This window comes from Streptomyces sp. NBC_01591, assembly GCF_035918155.1.
In the GTDB taxonomy this organism is placed as follows: Bacteria; Actinomycetota; Actinomycetes; order Streptomycetales; family Streptomycetaceae; genus Streptomyces.
Genome location: NZ_CP109327.1, coordinates 2,279,655 through 2,298,479 on the forward strand (window position 1 = coordinate 2,279,655; position 18,825 = coordinate 2,298,479).

The 18,825-nt window shown below is 71.7% G+C and carries 20 protein-coding genes and 2 pseudogenes; 10 read left to right on the forward strand and 12 right to left on the reverse strand.

Going from position 1 to position 18,825, the window contains the following annotated elements:
* Positions 1-1,320, forward strand: coding sequence for an MFS transporter (locus tag OG978_RS10640; protein ID WP_326764964.1), 1,320 nt, complete (start codon positions 1-3; stop codon positions 1,318-1,320).
* A 61-nt stretch (positions 1,321-1,381) separates the two neighbouring features.
* On the opposite strand, the gene OG978_RS10645 is transcribed toward OG978_RS10640, so the two are convergent.
* Positions 1,382-1,744, reverse strand: coding sequence for a cupin domain-containing protein (locus OG978_RS10645; RefSeq protein ID WP_326764965.1), 363 nt, complete (start codon positions 1,742-1,744; stop codon positions 1,382-1,384).
* Between the two features lie 152 nt (positions 1,745-1,896).
* Here OG978_RS10645 and OG978_RS10650 point away from each other — a divergent pair, with 152 nt between their 5' ends.
* Together OG978_RS10650 and OG978_RS10655 are read left to right on the forward strand one after the other, a co-directional pair.
* Positions 1,897-2,880, forward strand: coding sequence for a pseudouridine-5'-phosphate glycosidase (locus tag OG978_RS10650; RefSeq protein WP_326764966.1), 984 nt, complete (start codon positions 1,897-1,899; stop codon positions 2,878-2,880).
* Complete coding sequence (locus tag OG978_RS10655) at positions 2,877-3,779, forward strand: carbohydrate kinase family protein (RefSeq protein ID WP_326764967.1); 903 nt, start codon at positions 2,877-2,879, stop codon at positions 3,777-3,779. The genes OG978_RS10650 and OG978_RS10655 overlap by 4 nt, the downstream gene beginning before the upstream one ends.
* Positions 3,780-3,800: 21 nt before the next feature.
* Here OG978_RS10655 and OG978_RS10660 read toward each other — a convergent pair.
* Positions 3,801-4,190: pseudogene (locus OG978_RS10660) on the reverse strand (uridine kinase); the annotation flags it as partial.
* A gap of 44 nt (positions 4,191-4,234) precedes the next feature.
* Here OG978_RS10660 and OG978_RS10665 point away from each other — a divergent pair.
* Complete coding sequence (locus tag OG978_RS10665) at positions 4,235-4,453, forward strand: hypothetical protein (RefSeq protein ID WP_326764968.1); 219 nt, start codon at positions 4,235-4,237, stop codon at positions 4,451-4,453.
* A 39-nt stretch (positions 4,454-4,492) separates the two neighbouring features.
* On the opposite strand, the gene OG978_RS10670 is transcribed toward OG978_RS10665, so the two are convergent.
* On the reverse strand, positions 4,493-5,161 hold the full coding sequence (locus OG978_RS10670) for a winged helix-turn-helix transcriptional regulator (RefSeq protein WP_326764969.1): 669 nt from the start codon (positions 5,159-5,161) through the stop codon (positions 4,493-4,495).
* Between the two features lie 86 nt (positions 5,162-5,247).
* On the opposite strand from OG978_RS10670, the gene OG978_RS10675 reads away from it, so the two are divergent.
* Both OG978_RS10675 and OG978_RS10680 read left to right on the forward strand, forming a co-directional pair.
* Positions 5,248-6,459, forward strand: a complete 1,212-nt coding sequence (locus tag OG978_RS10675; RefSeq protein WP_326764970.1) for a pyridoxal phosphate-dependent aminotransferase — start codon at positions 5,248-5,250, stop codon at positions 6,457-6,459.
* Positions 6,460-6,472: 13 nt separating this feature from the next.
* Positions 6,473-7,090: a peptidase gene (locus tag OG978_RS10680; RefSeq protein ID WP_326764971.1), complete on the forward strand. Its 618-nt coding sequence runs from the start codon at positions 6,473-6,475 to the stop codon at positions 7,088-7,090.
* A 337-nt stretch (positions 7,091-7,427) separates the two neighbouring features.
* Here OG978_RS10680 and OG978_RS10685 read toward each other — a convergent pair.
* The 3 genes and pseudogenes from OG978_RS10685 to OG978_RS10695 form a co-directional block, all read right to left on the reverse strand.
* Positions 7,428-7,513, reverse strand: a pseudogene (locus tag OG978_RS10685).
* A 32-nt stretch (positions 7,514-7,545) separates the two neighbouring features.
* Positions 7,546-8,277 carry a DUF7873 family protein gene (locus tag OG978_RS10690; protein WP_326764972.1) on the reverse strand — a complete coding sequence of 244 codons (732 nt, stop codon included), beginning with the start codon at positions 8,275-8,277 and terminating at the stop codon, positions 7,546-7,548.
* Between the two features lie 69 nt (positions 8,278-8,346).
* A complete protein-coding gene (locus OG978_RS10695) occupies positions 8,347-8,757 on the reverse strand; it encodes a RidA family protein (protein ID WP_326764973.1) in 411 nt (136 codons plus the stop codon).
* A 288-nt stretch (positions 8,758-9,045) separates the two neighbouring features.
* Between OG978_RS10695 and OG978_RS10700 the strand changes: the two genes are divergently transcribed.
* Entirely contained in the window at positions 9,046-9,561 is a 516-nt protein-coding gene (locus tag OG978_RS10700; protein ID WP_442817673.1) for a DUF3574 domain-containing protein, read from the forward strand.
* A 50-nt stretch (positions 9,562-9,611) separates the two neighbouring features.
* Here the strand turns inward: OG978_RS10700 and OG978_RS10705 are convergent, their stop codons facing one another.
* On the reverse strand, positions 9,612-10,160 hold the full coding sequence (locus OG978_RS10705) for an HXXEE domain-containing protein (protein WP_326764974.1): 549 nt from the start codon (positions 10,158-10,160) through the stop codon (positions 9,612-9,614).
* Between the two features lie 87 nt (positions 10,161-10,247).
* Here OG978_RS10705 and OG978_RS10710 point away from each other — a divergent pair, with 87 nt between their 5' ends.
* A complete protein-coding gene (locus OG978_RS10710) occupies positions 10,248-10,826 on the forward strand; it encodes a TetR/AcrR family transcriptional regulator (RefSeq protein WP_326764975.1) in 579 nt (192 codons plus the stop codon).
* Positions 10,827-10,915: 89 nt separating this feature from the next.
* Positions 10,916-11,227: a hypothetical protein gene (locus OG978_RS10715; protein WP_326764976.1), complete on the forward strand. Its 312-nt coding sequence runs from the start codon at positions 10,916-10,918 to the stop codon at positions 11,225-11,227.
* A 23-nt stretch (positions 11,228-11,250) separates the two neighbouring features.
* Here the strand turns inward: OG978_RS10715 and OG978_RS10720 are convergent, their stop codons facing one another.
* From OG978_RS10720 to OG978_RS10730, 3 genes are all read right to left on the reverse strand, one after another.
* Positions 11,251-12,555, reverse strand: coding sequence for an SWIM zinc finger family protein (locus OG978_RS10720; RefSeq protein WP_326764977.1), 1,305 nt, complete (start codon positions 12,553-12,555; stop codon positions 11,251-11,253).
* Complete coding sequence (locus OG978_RS10725) at positions 12,552-15,554, reverse strand: DEAD/DEAH box helicase (protein ID WP_326764978.1); 3,003 nt, start codon at positions 15,552-15,554, stop codon at positions 12,552-12,554. The genes OG978_RS10720 and OG978_RS10725 overlap by 4 nt, the downstream gene beginning before the upstream one ends.
* 194 nt (positions 15,555-15,748) lie before the next feature.
* Positions 15,749-16,798, reverse strand: coding sequence for a slipin family protein (locus OG978_RS10730; RefSeq protein WP_326764979.1), 1,050 nt, complete (start codon positions 16,796-16,798; stop codon positions 15,749-15,751).
* A 309-nt stretch (positions 16,799-17,107) separates the two neighbouring features.
* Between OG978_RS10730 and OG978_RS10735 the strand changes: the two genes are divergently transcribed.
* Positions 17,108-17,455 carry a hypothetical protein gene (locus OG978_RS10735; protein WP_326764980.1) on the forward strand — a complete coding sequence of 116 codons (348 nt, stop codon included), beginning with the start codon at positions 17,108-17,110 and terminating at the stop codon, positions 17,453-17,455.
* 64 nt (positions 17,456-17,519) lie between these two features.
* Here OG978_RS10735 and OG978_RS10740 read toward each other — a convergent pair whose 3' ends face one another.
* Both OG978_RS10740 and OG978_RS10745 read right to left on the reverse strand, forming a co-directional pair.
* Entirely contained in the window at positions 17,520-17,966 is a 447-nt protein-coding gene (locus tag OG978_RS10740) for a DoxX family protein (RefSeq protein WP_326764981.1), read from the reverse strand.
* A gap of 128 nt (positions 17,967-18,094) precedes the next feature.
* Positions 18,095-18,790: a class I SAM-dependent methyltransferase gene (locus OG978_RS10745; protein ID WP_326764982.1), complete on the reverse strand. Its 696-nt coding sequence runs from the start codon at positions 18,788-18,790 to the stop codon at positions 18,095-18,097.
* Positions 18,791-18,825 lie beyond the last annotated feature (35 nt).

The following is an 18,825-nucleotide window of genomic DNA, read 5'->3' on the forward strand; positions in this document are numbered from 1 at the left end:
GTGACCAACACCCTTGATGCACCTGACACCCCCACCGGGCCCGGCCACCCCGCCGCCCCGGTCTCGGCGGCCGAACTGCCCGCGCTGCGACGCAGAACGTCCGCGGTGCTCATAGGCAGCCAGATACTCGGCGGCCTCGGCGTGCCCATCGGTATCGCCCTGGCCCCCGTGCTGGCCACGGAGGTGAGCGGCTCCGAGGCGCTGTCGGGTCTGGCCCCGACCGCTTCGGTGACCGGGACCGCGCTGCTCTCGCTGCCGCTGGCCGCGCTGATGACCTCGCGCGGCCGGCGCCCCGGTCTCGTACTGGCGTATCTGATCGGTGCACTCGGCGCGGGGCTCGTGGTCCTGTCCACCCTCGTGGACAGCTTCCCGTTGCTGCTGCTCGGCATGGCCGGGTTCGGTGCGGGTTCCTCGGCCAATCTGCAGGCCCGGTTCGCCGCCGCGGACCTGGCCGAGCCCGACCGGCGCGGCCGGGCGATCTCCACCGTCATCTGGGCCACCACGATCGGTTCCGTTCTCGGGCCGAACATCGCCGCTCCGGTGGGCCGTCTCTTCCGCGGCACCGCGATATCCGAGAAGGCGGGCCCGTTCGTCTTCGCGGCCGGCATCTTCCTGCTGGCCGCCGTGGTGGTCGGGGCGCTGCTGCGGCCGGACCCCCTGCTCACGGCCCGGGCGCTGGCGCCGCAGGGCGACGAGTCGCGGGCCGGCCGTTCGCTGCGTGCCGGGATCGCGGCGGTCCGGGCCTCGCCGATGGCACGGCTGGCGCTGGTGACGGTGGCCGTCTCGCACACCGCGATGGTCTCGATCATGGTGATGACCCCGGTCGATCTGGGCCATCACGGCGCCGGGCTCCAGCTGATCGGCCTGGTCATCAGCGGCCACATCGCGGGGATGTACGCGTTCTCCCCGGTGATGGGCTGGCTGTCGGACCGCTTCGGCCGGCTCGCCGTGATCGGTCTGGCGGTCGGGCTGCTCTCCTGCGCCGCGCTGCTGGCCGGAACCGCGGGCCCCAGCCACGGGCAGACGGCGGCCGGTCTCTTCGTGCTCGGTCTCGGCTGGTCGGCAGGGCTGGTCGCCGGTTCGGCGCTGCTCACCGACTCCGTGCCGCAGCCCGCCCGGGCCGCCGTGCAGGGTCTGTCGGATCTGACCATGAACACGGCGGCGGGCATCGGCGGAGTCGTCGCCGGGATCATCGTCGCCCGGGCGAGCTACGGCTGGCTGAACGTGGTCGGAGCGTGTCTGCTGCTGCCGATGGCGGCGCTGGCACTGCGCCGGGCACTCGCCCGGCCCGCGGCACCGACGCCTCCACGCGACGCCTGAGATTCCGGAAGGCTCTTGAGACTCCGGAGGGCCCATGAGGCTTCGGAGGGTTCCTGAGGCCTCAGAGGCTGATGTGGTACGCCTTGCGCAGCGTCTCGTGCACGGTCCACGTCGTACGGTCGCCCTCGCGCAGCACGCAGGCGTCCCCCGGCCCGAGCTCCAGCGTCGCACCGCCCTCGACCACCACGGTCGCGCGCCCGCTGACGACCACGAAGAGTTCGTCGGCCTCGGTGTCGGTGACCACGCCGGGCGTGATCTGCCAGATCCCGCGCACTTGCTTGCCGTCGGGCGACTCCCAGAGCACCTTGCCGGTCACCACGGGCTCGCCCGAGACGATCTGCGCGGGGTCGAGCGGTTCCGGTTCGAGTTCGGCGTCCGGAATGTGTACGACGAACGAGGCAGGAGCTTGATCAAATGTGGTCATGGCCGGTCACCTTAGCGAGTGCCGGAAGACGACTCGGTAGCAGGTTGCGTCAGTACCGGTCGACCGAATCCCGGTCCGCCCGAGCGTCCCGCATGGGGCCGCCGCCCCGGCCGCACGTTTGAGGCGGGTACGCCCGCGACAGGGATGTGGACATGTCATCCAACGCGTCGCACAGCGCACATCCCTGCGCCCCCGCCCTCTCCGCCGAGGTACGGGCGGCCCTCGCCACGCACCACCCCGTCGTGGCCCTGGAGTCGACGATCATCGCCCACGGTCTGCCGCGCCCCCGCAATCTGCGGGTCGCCGAGGAGCTCGAGGGGCTCGTACGGTCCGCGGGCGCGGTGCCCGCAACGATCGCCGTACTCGACGGAAAGGCCCGCATCGGCCTGGACGAAGCCCAGTTGGAGCGGGTCGCCACGGACCCCGCGATGCGGAAGCTGGGGCACCGGGACCTCGCGCCGGCCCTGGCGACGGGCGTGAGCGGCGCGACGACGGTGTCCGCGACGGCGTTCCTGGCCGCCCGCGCCGGCCTGCGCGTCTTCGCGACCGGCGGCCTCGGGGGCGTACACCGGGAATGGACCCGGACCCAGGACGAGTCCGCCGATCTCCGGCTCCTCGCGCGGACCGGCATCACCGTGGTGTGCGCGGGGGTGAAGTCGATCCTCGACGTCCCGGCCACGCTGCAGCGCCTGGAGACGCTGGGCGTCACGGTGCTCGGTTACGGCACCGACCGCTTCCCCGGCTTCTATCTGACCAGTTCGGGCGAGCCGGTCGACTGGACGGTGCGGACGCCCGAGGAGGTCGCGGAGGTGATGCGGACCCAGGACCTGCTCGGCGGTCCCGGTTCCGCGCTGATCGTCGCCAACCCGGTGTCCGTGGCGGACCAGTTGGATCCCGCGCTCCACGACCGCGTGCTGGCCGAGGCCCTGGCGGAGAGCCGGGAGCGCGGCCTCGTGGGCCAGGCCGTCACACCGTTCCTGCTGGACCGGCTGGTGCGGGGAACCGGGGGCGCTTCGCTGGAGGCCAATCTGTCGGCCGTACGCGGCAACGTATCGCTTGCCGCGCGGATCTCCGGCGCGTGGGCCGCCACGTCCCAGGACCCGGCGTCACAGCGGAACCCGTCGGCCGGACGATGACCGACGGCGGCCTGCTCGTCATCGGGGACGTGGTCACGGATGTGGTGGCCCGGCACGGAACGGCACTGGCCCACGGCACGGACACCCCGGCCCGGATCCGCACCCTCCCCGGCGGCGCGGGAGCCAACGTCGCCTGCTGGGCGGCCCGTTCTGGATGTGCCGACGTACGACTGCTGGCCAGGGTCGGCGCCGACAGCGCGGACTGGCACCGGGACGCACTGCGGCGGGCGGGGGTGCGCTGTCTGCTGGCCGTGGACAACGACGTGCCGACCGCCACCGTCGTCGCGCTCGTCGACTCCGCCGCCGAGCGCACCTTCCTCACCGACAGCGGCGCCGTGCTCCGACTCTCCCCGGACGACTGGTCACCGTCGATGCTGGACGGCATCGCCCATCTCCATCTCTCCGGCTACCTTCTCTTCGCCGCGACGAGCCGCGCGACGGCCCTGCTGGCCCTCCGGGAGGCGCGGCGGCGACGGATCCCGGTGAGCGTCGATCCGGCCTCGGCCGGCTTCCTCACCGAGCTGGGCGCCGACCGGTTCCTGACCGCTGTGGAGGGCGCCGATCTGCTGCTGCCCAACGCGGACGAGGCCCGGCTGCTCACCGGGGTGCCCGAACCGGCCGACGCCGCGGCCAAGCTGAGCCTCCAGGTGGGCCGGGTGGTCGTCACGCTCGGCGAGGACGGAGCCCTGCTCGCCGCCGCGGGCGCGGTGACCCGGCGCATCCCGGCCGTCCAGGTGCGCGGAGCGGTGGACTCGACCGGGGCGGGCGACGCGTTCACCGGAGGCTTCCTCGCGGCGTACCTGGCGGGGGAGGACGACGCCTCGGCCGCGGCGGCGGGATGCCGGGCGGGGGCGGAGGCGGTCACCACCGTGGGCGGCCGCCCCGGCCCGACCCCATGACCACGCCATCAGGGCCACGCCTCAGGCAGCCGCCCCGCCCCATCCCGTCCACGCCGGGTGCAGCGGATCGTCGGCCCGTACGACCGCGTCCGCACGGTCGCCGGGCGCCGCCTCGTCCTCGTACCGTACGAAAGCGGGCAGCGTCCAGCGCTCCGTCTCCTCGGTACGTCGCCGCAGCGCGCCCGGCGACAGCCGCAGATGGACACTCAGGTCGAACGGGAACCAGTGCCCCAGCAGCAACGGGCCGTGCACCACCAGCACTCCGCCCCCGGGCAGCGGCCGGTACGGGCTGCGCGTGGCCCGGTCGGTCACCGGATCCCAGAGGTCGGGAAGCACCCGACCGCTCCCGCCGGCCTCCAGCGGCCCGAAGACCTCGCGCCACAGCGCACCCGTGTCGAACCAGCTGTCGGCGGCTGCTCTTCGCCGCCTTCCGCGGGCTGCCGCTCTTCTGGCGCGTGGACCTGGAGATCGGGGCGTCCCCGGCCGCGCCCGGCGAGAGCCACCGGCGCATCCCCGAGCTGCGGTTCGATCTGGTGGACGTCCGGGTGAGCGTCCACGCCCTGGTGATCGACTACCGCAACCAGATCGGCGGCCGGGTCAGTGAGGTACTGACCTTCCGCGACGACCTGGTGATCTCCGGCTTCGGGGCGTACGGGGAGACGCTCGCCAACTGACCACCGGCACCGCTGCCGGTGGCCCCTCGGACCGGGCGGTCACTCGCCGCGCAGCTCGGCGGCGAGCGGCCCGTACCCCGACACCTCGGCGCGTCCGTCCTTGACGGCCTCGGCAAGGGTCAGCCCGCCCTGTGCGAGCGCCAGGAAGACCTCGACGTCGAGTGCGATGCGGGCATCGGCGCGGGCGGCGGGACCGTCCCCGTAGACAGCCGCTCCGTCCTCCGCGCCACCGGCACGCACATGGAACTCGCCCTCCTCCAGGTGCACTTCGACGATCCCCGCATGGGTCAGCCCGTCCAGCGCACGCAGCAGCGGAAGGGCGAACCAGTGGGCCCGCACCGCATCGGTGGGCCGTCGTTCGGCGAGCGCGGGCGCACCCCACTCGGCGAGCGCGGCGAGCACCGGCATCAGGCCGTGGCCGCGCCCGGTCAGTTCGTAGACCGAGGCGGCGGCGGGCGGCGGAAGCCGGCGGCGGGTGGCGAGGCCGCTCTGCTCCATGTCCCTGAGCCGGGAGGCGAGCACGTCCGTGCTGACGCCCGGCAGGTCGGCGTGGAGGTCGGTGTAGCGGCGGGGGCCCGCCAGCAGTTCACGGACGATCAGCAGGGTCCACCGGTCGCCCACGGAGTCGAGGGCGCGTGCGGTGGCGCAGAACTGGTCGTAACTCCGGCGGCGGACCGGGCGCGTTGCGGGCTGTTGCTGACGTGGCATGCGACGCAGTCTAGACATGTTGTTGGACTTTCCAAGCCCGAGCTTGGTAAAACCAAGTATCGCAATCAGGTCGGGGAGGCCACCGCATGGAATTCCGGCAGTCCAGCAAGCTCAACGAGGTCTGTTACGAGATCCGGGGCCCGGTCATCGAGCACGCCAACGCCCTGGAGGAGGCGGGCCACAGCGTGCTCCGGCTCAACACGGGCAACCCCGCGCTCTTCGGTTTCGAGGCGCCGGAGGAGGTCGTCCAGGACATGATCCGGATGCTTCCGCAGGCCCATGGCTACACGGATTCGCGCGGCATCCTGTCCGCCCGCCGGGCGGTGGCGCAGCGCTACCAGGCGATGGGGCTGGCGGACGTCGGGGTCGACGACGTCTTCCTCGGCAACGGCGTCTCCGAGCTGATCTCGATGGCCGTCCAGGCGCTGCTGGAGGACGGCGACGAGGTGCTCGTCCCGTCCCCCGACTACCCGCTGTGGACCGCAGTGGTGACCCTGGCGGGCGGCAAGTCCGTGCACTACACCTGTGACGAGGCGTCGGACTGGAACCCCGACCTCGCCGACATGGCCTCGAAGATCACCGACCGCACCAAGGCCGTCGTGATCATCAACCCGAACAATCCGACCGGCGCCGTCTACCCGCGCGAGATCCTCGAAGGCATCCTCGACCTGGCGCGCAGGCACGGCCTGATGGTGTTCGCCGACGAGATCTACGACCAGATCCTGTACGACGACGCCGAGCACCACAGTGTGGCGGTCCTCGCCCCCGACCTGGTCTGCCTCACCTTCAGCGGCCTGTCGAAGACGTACCGCGTGGCGGGTTTCCGCTCCGGCTGGATGGTGGTCTCCGGCCCGCAGCAGCACGCCCGCAACTATCTGGAGGGGCTGACCATGCTCGCCTCCATGCGGCTGTGCCCCAACGCGCCCGCGCAGTACGCCATTCAGGCCGCGCTCGGCGGCCGGCAGTCGATCGGGGAGCTGGTCGCACCGGGCGGCAGGCTGTACGAGCAGCGCAACCGGGCCTGGGAGAAGCTGAACGAGATCCCGGGGGTGTCGTGCGTGAAGCCGAAGGGCGCACTGTACGCGTTCCCGCGCCTCGACCCGAAGGTTCATCGCATCGTCGACGACGAGAAGTTCGTACTGGACCTGCTGCTGCGGGAGAAGATCCAGGTCGTGCAGGGCACCGGCTTCAACTGGCCGCGGCCCGACCACTTCCGGATCCTCACGCTCCCGTACGCTGACGATCTCGACGCGGCGATCAGCCGCATCGGCCGCTTCCTGACCGGATACCGCCAGTGATCGGATGCCCCCGGTGACCTGCTCCACCTGCCGCTTTCCCGTCCATACCCAGTTCGCCTCGTTCGGGCTCGTCGGCCCGATCGTGGAGGAGGGACTCGATCCGGCCACCGATCCGGCCTGGGCGGAGTCGGGCGCGGCGTCACCGGCGGAGTACGCGCGCTGGTCGGGTCATCTGTGCGGTATGACCTGCCTGCGCATGGCGCTCGGCGCCGGGGCCCCGTCCCTGTTCGCGCTGCGCGACGGGGCGCTGCGGTACGGCGCGTACACCGAGGACGCGCAGGGGGAGATCCGGGGGCTGATCTACGCCCCCTTCGCCGAGTACGCACGCGAGGTGCACGGCGTGGACGCCACGGTGCACCGTCATCTCGCGCCGGAGGAGATCCTCGGTCTGCTGGACGGCGGCCGCACGGTCATGGCCTCGGTGCACTACGGAATCCGGCACCCCGGGCGGCCGGCTCCCGGGCGGGGCGGGCATCTGGTGCTGCTGACGTCCCGTACGGCCGACGGCACGGGCGTCCACTTCCACAACCCGTCGGGCACGACGGCGCGGACGCGGGCCGCGGAGCTCGCGCTGTCCGACTTCGAGCGCTTCTTCGCGGGGCGCGGGGTGTCGCTGCCCGCGAGCGTGTGAGCGGCGCGGCACGGGATTCGAGCGGCGCGTCGCCGTAAACGGGAGCGGGCCCGGGGGCGTAGCCGGCCCCCGAGCCCTGATGTGCCACCCGTTCGGCACGCCGACACTTTTAAGGACCCGTGTCAGGTTTATGTCGCCGCGTCCTGCCTTTAGACGACCGCAGATCGAAGCTCCGCGGGCCGGAGTCGAACCGGCATCTCGACGCCCGTGGGCACGGGCCCGTTTGATTCGGCGATCGGTGGCGAATGCTGAGTCTGGAGCAAGAGTCTGAGATTGATCGCGGTCTGCCTCTACCATTTGGGCCACCCCGGCCCGCTCAGGCGCGGGACGCACAGAATGCCGGGGGGAGGACTCGAACCTCCACTGGAACCACGTCGTCACGACAAGCTTCAGTTTCAGCTTGCGCTCCTCGCGCACCCCGGCCGAAATGAGTCGGCCGGGGAATCAATGGTCGGTCACCCGAAGAGGTAACCGAATACCGCATCACCCACCCGCTGGTCGGTGACATCCGCGCCGTTGGCTTCCTCGCGAGCGTACTTCACGGCCTGCTGGAGCTTCTCCACCCGGTCCAGCAACTCGTTGACGCGACGTGCGGGAAGGGCGCCGGAGAACTTCACCGTCGTCCAGTACCCGATCGGGACGTCCTCGTAGTACACCTCGACCTGTGCCGGGTGCTTCTCGGTGGCCTCCGCCTTCACGTGGTTGCGGGGCACCTTCTTCGTGCGGAGGGTCCGTACCGGCTCGGTCTTCCAGGAGTCCGTCGACGGGTCCTGGGTCCAGGCCTCCGCGGCGTCGAGCACCGGCAGCTTGCGGACAAAGGTGTTCAGGTCCGTCAGCTGCTTCTCCAGGAAGAGCAGATACGAGACCGGCACGTCGCTCACGAGCACCCGACCGTCGACCTTCACATCGGCGCGGGCCGAGCAGTTCGCCCAGTCCTTCGTGGCGGTCACATCGAAGAGCCGGGTCAGGGTCGCCGCGGTCTCCCGCAGCACGTCCTCGGCCTTGATCTGCACCAGCGTCGACTCGGGCGGCAGCTGCTCGCCCTCCTCGTCCTTCGGCTGGTACGTCCGGGAGATCCCGGCCAGCAGACCGGTCTTCTGGAGGCCGTGATGCGCCGCCGTCAGGTCCTGGTGAGCCTTGGACTTGACGCCCTTCTCCACTGCGATGATCTGATTGAGTTTCGCCACATCGGGGAAGTTAGCAGCGCCGAGTCGGCCGGCCAAACGCTTTTCGCATGACCCGTTCTTCGGATTGATTCACGCGGGCAGTGCCGCGGTGAGGTCGACCTCGATCAGCTGCCCGGAAAAGCCGAGCCGCGCGACGCCGAGGAGCGTGCTCGCGGTGGTGAACGCAGGCCCGATGACCGAGCCGGCGAGCCGGCGCCAGGCGGCCCCGAGGACCGTGACGTCGTCGCTGACCACGTAGATCACCGACCGGACGACCTGTGCCGGTCCGACCCCAACAGCCGTGAGCGCGACAAGGGAGTTGGCCGCGACCTGGTCGATCTGGGCGTCGAGATCGCCCGGACCCACCAGCGTGCCGGAGCGGTCGAGCGGGCACTGCCCGGCCAGATGGGCGGTCCGGCCCGCCTCCACGACGGTGATGTGGTGATAGCCGGGCGTGGGGTGCAGCTGCTCCGGATTGATCCGGCTGATCTCGGCGGTCATGAGGGCGATTCTGACGGGCCGGGGCCTCGGGGCGCAGCGGGATTTCGGCGGGCGCCCCGGACCGACCCGTACGGGTGGTTTCCACCGGATGCCCATGTCCTTACCGCTGTGCGACGGGGGCCGCTTGTCACAGTGAGGCCCGCGCGTCCGCACCACCCGACCCGCAGGCTCCCCCGCTCGCGCACGGGCCCCGTCCTCGCGGGCTCTCCCCCATCCGCATACGGGCACCCCCCGTATACGGACACCACCCGTCACCGCCTCCCCAGGCGCCGAACGAAGGGCCCCGCCTTGCCTCGTCTCCCCCGCATCACCGTTCCGCAGGGTCTCACCGGCCCGAAGAAGCACACCGCGCTCACCGCGGCGGCCGCCGCCCTGGCCGTACTGGCCGCGGGAACTCCCGTCGCGTACGCCACACTCGGCGACGAAGCCCCCGCGGCCTCGCGGTCCACGGCGTCGGCCCTCACCACGCGCGGGGAGGCCTACATCGAGACCCGGCTCTTCTTCGGCACCGAACGCCCCGACGGCGGGCCCGATGTGACCGACCGCCAGTTCCTGGCGTTCATCGACGAGGAGGTCACACCGCGCTTCCCGAACGGACTGACCATCCAGGACGGCCGGGGGCAGTGGCGGGACTCCAACGGGGTGATCGAACGGGAGCGCAGCTACGAACTGACCCTGCTCTACCCCGTGTCCGAGGCCCGCGTGCGCGGCGCCCAGATCGAGCGGATCCGCGACGCCTACGAGAAGGCCTACGCCCAGGACTCGGTGGCGCGGCTCGAAGAGCGCACGACCGCCGACTTCTGACCCCCGGCCGTCACCCGGCCGCAACGTCGCCCGGCCACACCGTCACCCGGTCACTCCGCCGCGCGGGCCCTGCGCCCGTGCGGCCGGTTGATCCGGTGCGCCAGCGCGTGAGCTCCCGCCACGGTCACCGGGAGGAGCGCCAGCGTCGCCGCCGCCGCGCCGGTGCCGCCGCTCTTGATACCGGCCGCCTTCAGCCGCCGAACGGCCCAGACCGAGTACGGAATGACGACCGTCGGCGCCGTGACCACCCCCGGCGTGTAGCCCCGGTACGCCAGCGACTGCGCCAGGTGCGCGACACCGTGCACGCCGAAGCCGACCAGCACGGTCCGGAAGAACGGGCTGCGGCCACCGGTACGCGCCCCGTCCGCCGACGCCGCCGCCATGACCCCGCCCATGAGGCCGATCGCGACGTTGACGTCCCGCTGCGAGAGCTGCATCCGCTTCCAGACCGCTTCGGGCACGCGCGGGAACCGCTCCTGGAACGCGGGCCGGGCGGCCCGCGCCCAGCCGGCCATGGTGGCCAGCTCCTCCAGATCGTTGGCCACCCAGGCGGCGAACAGCCCCCAGGTCACCGCCTTGGAAACCACTGCCTCCGCCATGCCGGGCCCCCTGTGTCGCAGTACGAAGTACGAAGACAGCACCCTATACTGCAACGCAACGTTGCGTTGCTCTTCTCTGGAGTGCCCATGCCCGACCCGACCGTGAACCGCCGCCCGGGCCGGGGCCCCCGCGCCGCGGAGGCGATCTTCGAGACCACGCTGCGCCACCTCGCGGAACGCGGCTACGCCCGGCTCACCATCGAGGCCGTCGCCCAGGAATCCGGGGTCAACAAGACGACGATCTACCGCTGGTGGCCCTCAAAACCGGTGCTCCTGCGGGCGGCCCTGATCCACGCCCGGGTCCTCGACATCGACATCCCCGACACGGGCAGCCTCCGCGGTGATCTGATCGCCCTCACCGAACAGATCACCCGACTGCTCACCGACGGGCGCACCGAACCCGTCGCCCGAGCCATGACCTCGGGCACCGGCCTGCCCGACGACGAACTCGCCGCCCTCACCCGCGACTTCTTCGCCGATCGCTTCTCCCGTGAACAGCCGGTCTTCGCCCGCGCCGCCGCCCGCGGCGAACTCCCCGCGGACGCCGACCCGATGCTGCTGCTGGACCTGATCGCGGGGGCGGTCTGGATGCGGGTGCTGCTCCGCCGCGAACCGGTGCCGCCCGGCTTCGCCCGGGATGTCGTCGATGCCGTGCTGCCTCGCTGACCGCGGCGGGGGCGGGAACGGTCCGGTCGGGTACTGTGCCGCGGCCGGGCACGGGACCGGGCACACGCACGGAACGGGGAACGATCCACATGGGCACGCCAGTACGCCACTTCGCAGCGACGACGCCGGACGGTCAGGTGTTCACGGTCAATATCGAGCGTGACTTCCGGTACGACCCTTACCGCGACTTCGTGGTCTGTGCGCACTGCGACTGGTCGCCTTCGCTGCTGACGATGAAGAAGATCACCGACATGGCCTGGGATCATCTGGCGTCGGTGCACGGCGCCGACCAGGGCCGGTCCGACCAGGAGAACGAGGGGTTCCGCAAAGCCCGGCTGATCGTGCTGCCGATCGTCGCCGTGTTCCTGATCGGTCTCTTCGTCTATCTGCAGAGCTACTGAGGCCCGGACCGGCCCGGCCGGTTTCAGCCCCCGCTGAGCTCCATGAGCGCGCTCACCGGGTCGGTGTCCGGAGTGGCGCGGGGCCACCAGTCGTCCTCGCCCGGCTCGGATTCGTAGCCGTACCAGCGGCCGTCGTGACCGAAGCGGAGCTGGAGTGTACCGCCGGGGTGTGTGAGGTGGTTGCGCCAGGGCTGGAAGCGGGGGAAGCCGGCGGCCGAGAGTGCCGGGCGGGCCCGGTCGAAGGGGCCGGCCGGAGGGTCCCAGGGGGTTTCGAGGACGGCCAGCCCTCCGGCGCCACCCTGGCGCCAGGCCGCGACCGCCCGGGCCAGGTCGGTGGTGGTGCGGCCGGTGGCGTACGCCAGCTCGCGGTAGAGGGCGCGGGTGGTGGCGGTGAGCCCGGCGGTGGGCCGGGACGCTGCCAGCCGTACCGCGTCCTGCCAGGGGGTGAGCCCGGCGAGCGGGTCGAGGCCGGTGGTGAGGAGCGCGTGCGCGCGGGCCGCCGCGTCCGTGGCGAGGTGGTCGAGGGCGAGCGGGTCGCGTGCACCGGGCAGGCTCGGGTACGAGGGCGGCTGTGCGGGGTGCGACAGCACCGGCAACGGGGCGGGGAGCGGTGGGAGATAGCGGTCGGCGAGGGCTTCGCGGGCCGGTACGGAGGGGGTGGCGGGGGCTGTGGGGCGTTCCCGGGCGGAGTGGGCGGCGTTGCGTCGGCCCAGCTCTTCGAGTAGCTCCCGTTCCCCCCGGCCGCGCAGCAGCAGCAGGACGAACGGGTCGGTGTCCAGGAGCCGCGCCATCTGGTAGCAGAGCGCGGCCACGTGCTTGCAGGGCCAGCCGTGGTCCGGGCAGGAGCAGCCGGGGTCGAGGTCCCCCGCGGCGAGCAGCAGCCCGATGCCGGCCTCGGTCGCCGTGTCGGCCAGCGAGTGCGGCATCTCCTTGGTGAGCAGCGCGGCAAAGTGGCCGGGCCGGGCCGCGACCGCATCGAGAAAGGCGTCCCAGTCGGGGTCGGCGAGGGTCCGCAGCCGCAGTTCGCAGCGGTAGGGGCGGGGGCGGCTGCCGTGGACGTAGGCGACGACCCGGCCGGGGGTGACGGTGATCGCGGCGACCTTGCCGCTGTCGGCGTACGTACGGCCGCGGGAGAGCCGGCCCTCGTCCATCGAGAGGGATTCCAGGGCGGCCACCCAGGCACGGCCCCACCAGCTGTCCGCGAAGGGTTCGTCGCCGTCACCGGTGCGGGGCGGTACGGCCTCGAAGGTGCGCCGCAGGTCGTCGGGGCCGGGGCGTGGGCGGGCGACGGGACGGGGGTCGTGGCCGGTGTGCGGGCGGGGGCTCATGCCGGCCTCCGGAGCGAGACGAGATCGGCCAGGTCGCGGTCGCTGAGCTCGGTCAGCGCGGCCTCGCCGGTTCCGAGGACCGTGTCGGCCAGGGCCCGCTTCGCCTCCAGCAGCTCGCCGATCCGGTCCTCGACAGTGCCTTCGGCGATCAGCCGGTGAACCTGCACGGGCTGTGTCTGGCCGATGCGGTACGCCCGGTCGGTGGCCTGTTCCTCGACGGCCGGGTTCCACCAGCGGTCGTAGTGGATGACATGGGCGGCCCTGGTGAGATTGAGTCCGGTGCCCGCCGCCTTGAGGGAGAGCAGGAAGACCGGGACCTCGCCGGACTGGAAGCGGTCCACCATCCGTTCCCGTTCTGCGACCGGCGTGCCGCCGTGCAGGAGCTGGGAGGGTATGGCGCGCGAGGCGAGGTGGGCGGAGAGGAGCCTGGCCATGGTCACGTACTGGGTGAAGATGAGGACGGAGCCGTCCTCGGCGAGGATCGTGTCGAGGAGTTCGTCGAGCAGGGCGAGCTTTCCGGAACGGCCGACGAGGCGGGTCGGCTCCTCCTTCAGATACTGCGCAGGGTGGTTGCAGATCTGCTTGAGCGAGGCCAGCAGCTTCATGATCAGGCCGCGCCGGGCGATGCCCTCCGACGCCTCGATGAACGCCATCGTCTCGCGGACCGCCGCCTCGTAGAGCGTGACCTGCTCGCGGGTGAGGAAGACGGGGTGGTCGGTCTCCGTCTTGGGCGGCAGTTCGGGGGCGATGCCCGGGTCGGACTTCTTGCGGCGCAGGAGAAAGGGCCGGACCAGGCGGGAGAGCCGTTCGACCGCTTCGTCGTTGGCGAGCCCGGCGGCCGTACCGGTGTTCTCGACGGTACGGGCGTGCCGGGCCCGGAACGCCTTGAGGGGGCCGAGCAGTCCGGGAGTGGTCCAGTCGAGCAGGGCCCACAGCTCGGAGAGGTTGTTCTCCACCGGGGTGCCGGTGAGGGCGACTCTGGCCGGGGCCGGGATGGTGCGCAGCGCCTTCGCCGTGGAGGACTGCGGGTTCTTCACGTGCTGGGCCTCGTCGGCGACGATCAGTCCCCAGCCGTGGCCGGCCAGTTGCGCGGCGCTGGAACGCATCGTGCCGTACGTGGTGAGGACGAAGCCGCCGCCGGACCCGGCGAGTGAGCGGTCGGTGCCGTGGAAGCGGCGCACGGGGACACCGGGAGCGAAGCGGTTGATCTCCCGGTGCCAGTTGCCCAGGAGGGAGGCGGGGCAGATCACCAGGGTGGGCGCGGGACGGGCGCGGTGCAGATGGAGGGCGATCAGGGTGATCGTCTTGCCCAGGCCCATGTCGTCGGCGAGGCAGCCGCCGAGGCCGAGCGAGGTCATCCGGTCCAGCCAGGCCAGGCCGCGCAGCTGGTAGTCGCGGAGGGTGGCGTCGAGACCGGGCGGCGGGGCGATGGTGGCGTGGTCGGCGGTGATGCGCTCACGGAGTGCGGCCAGCGCGCCGACGGGCACCGCTTCGACCTGTTCGCCGTCGACCTCGGCGCTGCCGGTCAGGGCGGCGGCGAGGGCGTCGACCGGATCGAGCAGGCCGAGCTCCCGCTTGCGTGCCTTGCGTACGAGCGCGGGGTCGACGACGACCCACTGGTCCCGCAGGCGCACCACCGGCCGGTGGGCCTCCGCGAGGATGTCCATCTCCGCCTCGGTGAGCTGCTCGTCGCCCAGCGACAACTGCCAGTCGAAGGCGAAGAGCTGCTCGGCGTCGAAGAACGAGGTGCCGTCGGTGGCCGAGCCGGGCGCGGGCCGCACGACGGCGGAGGCGGTGAGCGAACGGACGAGCTCCCTGGGCCAGTGAACGCTCACCCCGGCCGCCGCCAGCCGGGCTCCCGCGTCGCTGAACAGCTCGTACAGCTCGTCCTCCGCCAGGGCGAGCACATCGGGCACCGGCTGGTCCAGCAGCCGCTCCAGCGGCGCCCAGACGCGGGCGGCGCGGCGCAGGGCGAGCACGGCGTCGATCCTGGCCCGCGGGCCGAACGGCTCGCCCGCCCCGCCGTTCCACAGTGCTGCGGCGTCGGTGACGTAGGTCGGGTCGGCGAGGCTGTGCACCTGGGTGATGGCCGCGGCGGCGTGCCGCGCGGTGCCGGAACGGCCGCTCGCGGCGGAACCGGAGGTGCCGTGGCCCTCGGGGTCGCCGGGCCCGGTGACATCGGCCTCGTCGGAACCGATGGCGTCGGAGGTGTTGTCGGGGGTGTCGTACGTATCGGTCGTGTCGAAGAGTTCGTACGCCGACAGGTCGAGGCGCAGCGATACCCGTACACCCGCATCGAGCCCGGCCGCGACCTCGACCGCCCAGTCACGGGCCCCCGGCAGGTGCTGGGCCTCGCGGGACGCGAAGGGTGCGCCCATCGCGTACGCCGCGGCGGGCGTACGGGGCAGGGTGTCGGCGACCGCGTCGAGGAACGAACCGAGCAGCCACTGGGGGTCCGGGACCCGGATCGGTGCGGGATCCGGCAGCGGGACCGCGTAGCCCTCGGCGGGCATGGCGGCGGCGATCGCCCGGAGATGGGCGATGTCCTCGGCGTCGCGCGGCCCGGCCCGCCAGGCGTCGCGGTCGTCGCCCGTCAGACCCGGGAGCAGCCTGCCGCGCGCCGCCAGGTTGAGCGCCTGGAGCGCGGCCGCGCCCCAGCATCGCGTGGCGGGGTGGGCGGACTCCTGGTGCCGGGCCCGGGCCAGCAGCGGCAGCGCGTCGGCGACGGGCAGCAGGACCGCGGGCACCGTACGCCGACGGACGCCGTCCCCCTGCCCGTGCCGGCGGACAACGGTGATCTCGGCCGTGCTCGCACCGGGTGCCGGACTCCCCGGGTCCGCGGGGTGTACGCAGACGTCGCCCGGCTGCGGGAGAGGACCGCCGTCAGGGTCCCAGAAGGCGATGCGTCCGTCCCTCGGCAGCGGCGCGGGCAGGAACACGGCGGCGCAGCGCAGGAGACGGACAGCGGAGGCGTCCTGCTGGTGCTGTGCCGTGGTCATCGGTCCCCTCCCCTCCCGCCCTGATCCTCTTGATCGCCTTGATCCTCATGACTCCTGCGAGTCTAGGCGGGGGGTCTGACAACCGGTCGCTCACCTGCGTTCCAGCAGGTCAGCCGCGATATAGGACACGATCTGCCCCGCCCCCGTCCAAGCCGGTGGGACCGGGGCGGGGAACGAGGGACGGACGGACCGGCTCAGTGCCTGGCCAACGGCTTCGAACGGGAGGACCGCGCCGGAACAGCGGCCGGGGGTGTGGGCGCAGGTGCGGACGCGGGCGCCGCGGAGGACGGCGGCTGCGGCCGGGGCTGGGCCTGCGCGGGACGCTGGGCCTGAGCGGGGCGCTGCGGCTGCGCGGGACGAGGTGCCTGAGTGGGGCGCGGTGCCTGCGCGGGACGAGGTGCCTGCGCATGGCGCTGCGGCTGCGCCGGCTGCTGCTGCGGCGGCTGAACGGTCTGCGGTGGCGCCAACTCCTGCTGCTGCGCGGGCTGCTGCGCCCGCTCCAGGAAGCGGAGGAGCTCCACCGGGAACGGCAGCACCAGCGTGGAGTTCTTCTCCGCCGCGACCGCCACCACCGTCTGCAACAGGCGCAGTTGGAGCGCGGCCGGCTGGGCGGACATCTCCCCCGCCGCCTCGGCGAGCTTCTTCGACGCCTGCAGCTCGGCGTCCGCGTTGATGACCCGGGCACGCCGCTCACGGTCGGCCTCGGCCTGGCGGGCCATGGAGCGCTTCATCGTCTCCGGAAGCGAAACGTCCTTGATCTCCACCCGGTCGATCTGCACACCCCATCCGACCGCGGGACTGTCGATCATCAGCTCAAGGCCCTGATTCAGCTTTTCGCGGTTGGACAGCAGATCGTCCAGATCGCTCTTGCCGATGATCGACCGCAGTGAGGTCTGTGCCATCTGTGACACCGCGAACCGGTAGTCCTCGACCTGGATCACGGCACTCGCCGCGTCGACGACCTTGAAGTAGATGACCGCGTCCACCCGCACCGTCACGTTGTCCCGGGTGATCCCGTCCTGCGCCGGCACCGGCATCGTGACGATCTGCATATTGACCTTGCGCAGCCGCTCGATGCCGGGGATCACCATGGTGAAACCGGGTCCTCGTATGTCTTTACGGAGCCTTCCGAGCCTCAGCACGACGCCCCGCTCGTACTGCTTGACGACCTTGGCCGCCGCAGCCATGTACAGCCCACCCGCCGAGGCCGCCGCCACTATCGCGATCACGAGCTCCTGGACCATGACGGCCCCCTGAAAGCCGGAACTGAAGAAAACCGACCGAATCAGATGAATCAGTCGCTATTACCACGGTATGCCCAATATCAATCAATATGAACATGGAACGGGCCCTCGTCGTCACGGCCGTACCCCGCCCGGCCGCGCACCGGATGCCGGGGCGCCGGCCAGGGGGCAGGGTGACCAGCGTCAGCACGTACTCCGTACGTACTCCGTGGCATCCGTACGTACTCCGTGGCATCCGTACGCACTCGGTGGCATCCGCAGCGCCGGTGCCGGTGCGACGAGCCGGACGAGACAGACGAGGACCCGCCCATGCCCGTGATCGCTCACCGACGCCGCCGCCTCGGCATCGCAGCCGGGACCGCGCTCCTGACCCTCACCGTCGCAGGCTGTTCCGGCCTCGGCCGGACCGCGGTCGGACCGGTCACCTACACGACGAAGCGGGACGTCGTGATCACGGTGAACAGCCCGCCCGTGAAGGGCTGCCACCGGCTCGCCCTCTCGGGCGCCAAGGCGGTGAACAACGGCACCCTGGTCGACATCATTCTGTACCGCACGCGCAACTGCACCGGCCCGGGCACGACGTACCTCGCGACGTTGTCGAGCGATGTCAACGGGGCCTCCGCCCTGCCGTGGCGCAGCTACAGCACGGTCCACTGACAGGCCGCGGCCGGCACCGTCCACCTGAGCGGCGACGGCACCGGGCGGCACACCCCACTGCCCGCTACGCGCGTCTGCGTACGAGCGCGACCAGGGTGGCCGTCCGGTCCCGTCGCTCCCGGGCGATCAGGACGAACAGCACGATGAGCAGCGCCGGCATGATCGCGTTCGCCCTGTCCAGCAGTGTCAGCTGGACGATGGAGGCACCTGCCATCAGCCCGCAGAGCGCGATCGCCGCGACTCCGGCCAGGACCGGGATCAGCAGGGCGATCGCCCCCGCCATCTCCAGCCCTCCGATGGTGTACATCGCGAACCGGTTCCAGCCCATCCGGTCGAAGCTCTCGACCGCCGATTCATGGGCGATCAGCTTCGCGAACGCGCTGAACCCCAGGAACAGGGCGAGCACGACCCGTGCGACGGTGAGCGCGAGGGCACCGCGCCCGGGCCCCTCGGACCGAGTGCCCGAACGGGCGGCAGCGGGAGTGTTCCTGGCAAGCGTGGACTCGGACATCCGGATCTCCTCGGGAAAGTCTTCGCAGCGTGTCGCTCGTGGAGCAGCGTGTTGCCTGCGAAGAGGTAGACCCGTCCGCGGTCCGGAACTCATCGCTGCCCGGACCGCGGATCTCCTTTGCTCCGAAGCTACTTGGGCACGGCGCGCACCCAGATCCCGTCATCCGTGAGATACCGGTCGACGGTCAGACCCGCCGCCTCCAGATGTCCCTCGAACTGTTCCTTCGACAGCTCCCGCGACCGGAACGTCTGGGTCCATCGCGCGTCGTCGAATACGTACTCGGCATGCACCGAGTCCACCCCGTCCCCCACGGGCTCCGCCGAGACGATCCGTACGGTGTATCCGCCAGGATCGACTCTCTCCCGCGGCAGGTTGCTGTGGTAGTCGGCGCCCTCGCGCTGGATGAGCACGACGCCGCCGTCCTTGACGTGCTTGCGGCAGGTCCGCAGCATCCCGTCACGCACCCGGTGCTCGCTCGTGTGCACCAGGAACGACGCCAGCATCACCACGTCGAACCTCTCCTCACCGAGGTCCAGCGACTCGATGGGGCTCCGCACCGTGCGGGCGCCCCGGATGTACTCCAGCATCTGCGCCGACTCGTCCACGGCGGTGACCTCGAAGCCGCGCCCGATCAGCGGATGGGTCACCCGGCCCGCGCCACAGCCCAGTTCCAGAATGCTCGCCCCGGCGGGCACGGCCGCCGCGATCACGTCCGGTTCGTCGCCGACGGACAGGCGTCTGTACAGCTCGACCGCGCACCCGTCCGGGGTGATCGCGCCGGGACCCGTCCCTGAATAACCCTCACGCACCAGTCGTCCGCTCATGTATGGACGAACGTACGGCCGTTGACGGTGGTTCC